Origin of the sequence: Methylorubrum podarium, assembly GCF_022179745.1 — a bacterium.
Taxonomy (GTDB): domain Bacteria; phylum Pseudomonadota; class Alphaproteobacteria; order Rhizobiales; family Beijerinckiaceae; genus Methylobacterium; species Methylobacterium podarium.
This window is the reverse complement of the sequence record NZ_BPRD01000122.1, coordinates 1-4,063: the sequence shown is the minus strand read 5'-3', so window position 1 is coordinate 4,063 and position 4,063 is coordinate 1. Positions and strand designations below refer to the sequence as shown.

Annotated in this window: 4 protein-coding genes; 3 read left to right on the top strand and 1 reads right to left on the bottom strand. The window is 70.8% G+C overall.

Annotated elements, in window-relative coordinates; genetic code table 11:
- Both MFF42_RS06420 and MFF42_RS06415 read left to right on the top strand, forming a co-directional pair.
- Positions 1-696: SMP-30/gluconolactonase/LRE family protein (locus MFF42_RS06420; RefSeq protein WP_238255000.1), on the top strand; the 696-nt coding region annotated here is incomplete at its 5' end.
- 11 nt (positions 697-707) lie between these two features.
- Positions 708-1,874, top strand: a complete 1,167-nt coding sequence (locus MFF42_RS06415; protein ID WP_238254999.1) for an L-dopachrome tautomerase-related protein — start codon at positions 708-710, stop codon at positions 1,872-1,874.
- Between the two features lie 139 nt (positions 1,875-2,013).
- Here MFF42_RS06415 and MFF42_RS06410 read toward each other — a convergent pair whose 3' ends face one another.
- Positions 2,014-2,472 carry a GatB/YqeY domain-containing protein gene (locus MFF42_RS06410; RefSeq protein ID WP_238254998.1) on the bottom strand — a complete coding sequence of 153 codons (459 nt, stop codon included), beginning with the start codon at positions 2,470-2,472 and terminating at the stop codon, positions 2,014-2,016.
- A gap of 189 nt (positions 2,473-2,661) precedes the next feature.
- Here MFF42_RS06410 and carA point away from each other — a divergent pair, with 189 nt between their 5' ends.
- Positions 2,662-3,912, top strand: a complete 1,251-nt coding sequence (gene carA, locus MFF42_RS06405; RefSeq protein WP_238254997.1) for a glutamine-hydrolyzing carbamoyl-phosphate synthase small subunit — start codon at positions 2,662-2,664, stop codon at positions 3,910-3,912.
- The last annotated feature ends 151 nt before the right edge of the window (positions 3,913-4,063 follow it).

The window sequence follows — 4,063 nt, the reverse complement described above, 5'->3', positions numbered from 1 at the left end:
CCCTCGAACAACGCCAACGGCAACACCCTCGATGCGCAGGGCCGCCTGATCACCTGCGAGCACCGCACCTCGCGGGTCGTGCGGCGGGAGACCGACGGCAGCCTCACCGTGCTGGCGGATCGCTACGCCGGCAAGCGGCTGAATGCGCCCAACGACGTCGTGGTCGCCCGCGACGGCGCCCTCTGGTTCACCGATCCGAGCTACGGCATCGATCAGGCCGAGGAGGGCGAGCCGCGCCCGTCCGAGCAGAAGGGCCGCTTCGTCTTCCGCCTCGCCCCCGGCGGGTCCCTCGCGGTCGTCACGGACCGGTTCGTGCAGCCGAACGGACTCGCCTTCTCGCCGGACGAGCGGATTCTCTACGTCAGCGAGTCGGCCAACCGCGAAGGGGCACCGGGCGAGATCCGGGCCTTCGACGTCTCGGACGAGCGGCTCTCGAACGAGCGCGTCTTCGTCACCGTACCGAACGGCGTGCCGGACGGCCTCAAGGTCGATGCCGAGGGCCGGGTCTATGCCGGCACCGGCGACGGCGTGCGGATCTGGTCGGCCGAGGGCCGCCCGGTCGGCCACATCCCGACCGAGGGGCCCTGCGCCAACATCGCCTTCGGCGGTCCGGACGGGCGGCGGCTGTTCGTCTGCGCGGGCAAGCGGGTGCTCGCCGTCGAGACAAAGGTCCGCGGCGCCGCGACCCGCGCCTGAAGGAGGCCGCCATGACGATCCGCCTCGCCAGGCGCGCGCTGCTCGCCTCCGCCGCGGCCCTCGCCGCGGCGCGGACGATGGCGACGCGGCCTGTCCGCGCGCAACCGGCGACCGGGCCGGTCGGCGCTCTCGACCTCGTCGTCGCTGCGCGGGCGCCGACGACGCCGACCGGGCTGACGCTCTCCAATGACGGCCGGATGTTCCTGTTCATGCCGCGCTTCGACGAGACGACGGTGTTCACCGCGGGCGAGCTGTCTCCGGACGGGCGGGTCGTGCCCTATCCGAGCGAGGCGGCGAACCGGCCCGATCCGTCGCGGCCCGCCGAGACGCTGTTCCACGTCCCCAACGGGGTTTTCGACCGCAACAACCGCCTCTGGCTGCTCGATGCCGGGCTGATGGCCTCGTCCGGCGAGCCGGTCCCCGGCGCGGCCAAGCTCGTCTGCATCGATCCGGCCACGAACCGGATCCTGCGCACGATCTCCCTGCAATCGGTCGTGACCAAGACCTCCTCGCTCAACGACCTGCGGGTCGATGTCCGGCCCGGCCGCGAGGTCGCCTACGTCACCGATCAGGGGCAGGACGGCGAGGGTGCGCTGATCGCCGTGGATCTCGCGAGCGGCCGCGCCGTGCGGCGCCTCGCGGGCCATGCCAGCACGCGATCGGTGCCCGGGCTCCTCAAGATCGTCGAGGGCCGGGTGCTGCTCAAGCGCGCGGCCGACGGCACGACGAGCCCGATCGAGGGTGGCGCCAACGGCATCGCGCTGAGCCCCGACGGTAAGCGGCTCTACTACACGCCGCTGATGAGCCGGCGCCTCTACGCGGTCGAGACCGCCGCGCTGCTCGATGCGGGACAGGACGACGCGGCGGTCGCGGCGACGGTGACGGATCTCGGCGAGAAGGGCCTGACCGGCGGGTTGATCGCCGATTCGCGCGACCGGATCTATCTGAGCCTGCAGGAGTTCAACGGCATCGGCCGCCGCGACCCGGACGGCCGAATCGAGGTCCTCGCCACCGATCCGCGCCTGATCTGGCCGGACACGTTCTGGATCACCGGCGACGGCTGGCTCTATCTCTCCTCCGCCCAAGCCAACCGCCGCCCGGAGCACAACGGCGGCATCGACCGGCAGGAGCCGCCCTACGCGATCTTCCGGATGCGGATCGATGCCGGGCCGGCGTGAGGCAGGATAGACCTCCGCCGTCATCGCGAGCGTCAGCGAAGCAATCCAGCGGCGCGACCTTTTCGGAGAGGGCGCGCCCTGGATGGCCTCGGCTCCGCCTCGCCATGACGGAGAGGACGATCGGTCGACCGAGAGTGTCTTACTTCCCCGCCAACGCGTCCTTCACCAGGGCGCTCGCGCGGCCGAAATCCATGCGGCCGGTATACTTGCCCTTCAGGGCCGCGATCACCTTGCCCATGTCCTTCGGGCTCTCGGCGCCCGTCTCGGCGATGGCGTCGGCGATCGCGGTGCGGGTCTCCGCCTCGTCCAGCTGCTGCGGCAGGAAGGTCTGGATGATCTCGGCCTCGGCGCGCTCGCTCTCGGCGAGTTCGGGCCGGCCGCCCTGCTCGTAGACGCCGGCGGCCTCCTGGCGCTGCTTGATCATCTTCTGCAGGAGCGCGAGGATCTCCTCGTCGCTCGTCTGGCCCTTGCCCTCGCCGCGCGCGGCGATGTCGCGATCCTTGAGCGCCGCCTGAATCATGCGGACCGTCGAGAGCTTCTGCTTCTCGCCGGCCTTCATGGCCTCCTTCATCTCGGCGGTGATGCGCTCGCGCAGCATGATGACGTCACTCCTGTCAAAAGGTTCGGCGCGGATGCTCCGCTTGTCCGGGGCATTGCGCGGGGCGGCTTCCGCGCCCAGATTGACCCGGACGCGGCCGGCTCGCTATGAGCCCCGCGAGAGATCGCCTTGCCCCGCGGCCCGATGATGCGGCCGCGCGAGGCCGCGGACATAAGCCGGATCGGACCCATGCTGCAAGACGAACCCGCGACCCTGCGCGCCGATCCCGCGCGCACGAACCTCGCGCCCAAGACCCCGGAGCCGTGGAGCGAGCCGCTCGTCACGGCGCTGCTCGTGCTGGCCGACGGCACCGTTCTCGAAGGCTTCGGCATCGGCCAGACGGGGATCGCCGACGGCGAGGTCTGCTTCAACACGGCGATGACGGGCTATCAGGAGATCCTGACCGACCCGTCCTATGCCGGGCAGATCGTCACCTTCACCTTCCCGCATATCGGCAATGTCGGCACCAACGACGAGGATCTGGAGAGCCTGGACCAGGCGCCGGCCTCCGGCGTGCGCGGCGCGGTGATCGCGTCGGCCGTCACCAAGCCGTCGAACTGGCGCTCCTCCTCCCACCTCGACGGCTGGCTCAAGGCCCGCGGCATCGTCGGCATCACCGGCATCGACACCCGGGCGCTGACCGCGCTGATCCGCGACCGCGGCATGCCGAACGCCGTCATCGCTAACGATCCCGAGGGCCGGTTCGACCGCGAGGCGCTGAAGGCCCGCGCCGCCGCGCTGGCGCCGATGGAGGGTCTCGACCTCGTGCCGCCGGTGACCTCCCGCGACGTCTCGGCCTGGACCGAGACCGTCTGGGCGGTGAAGGGCGGCTACGGCTCGCGGGCGCCGGGCCAGGGCCTCAAGGTCGTGGCGATCGATTACGGGGTGAAGCGCAACATTCTGCGCCTGCTCGCGCAAGCCGGCTGCGACGTCACCGTGGTGCCTGCTACCACCAAGGCCGAGGACATCCTCGCGCTGAAGCCGGACGGCGTGTTCCTCTCCAACGGCCCCGGCGATCCGGCCGCGACCGGCGAATACGCCGTGCCGGTGATCCGCAAGCTGCTCGACGAGCGGGTGCCGACCTTCGGCATCTGCCTCGGCCACCAGCTCATGGGCCTCGCGCTCGGCGGGCGCACGGTGAAGATGGGCCAGGGCCATCACGGCGCGAACCACCCGGTGAAGGACCACACCACCGGCAAGGTCGAGATCGTCTCGATGAACCACGGCTTCGCGGTCGATCCCAAGAGCCTGCCCGCGACGGCGGTCGAGACCCACGTCTCGCTGTTCGACGGCTCGAATTGCGGTCTCTCGCTCACCGACCGCCCGGCCTTCTCGGTGCAGCACCACCCGGAGGCCTCGCCGGGCCCGCGTGACAGCCACTACCTATTCGAGCGCTTCGTGAAGCTGATGCGCGAGAACCGGCCCGAGACGGCCGCGTAGTCCATCGACCGACGGCGGCCCCCACACCGCCGTCCCCACGTCACAAAAAACCCCACCTTGCCCCCCATCCCTCGGTCCATGGCCGGATCGGACAAGAATCAGCGGCCGGTATCATTGGGGGCTTGCCGGATGACGCTCGACGACGCGCGCG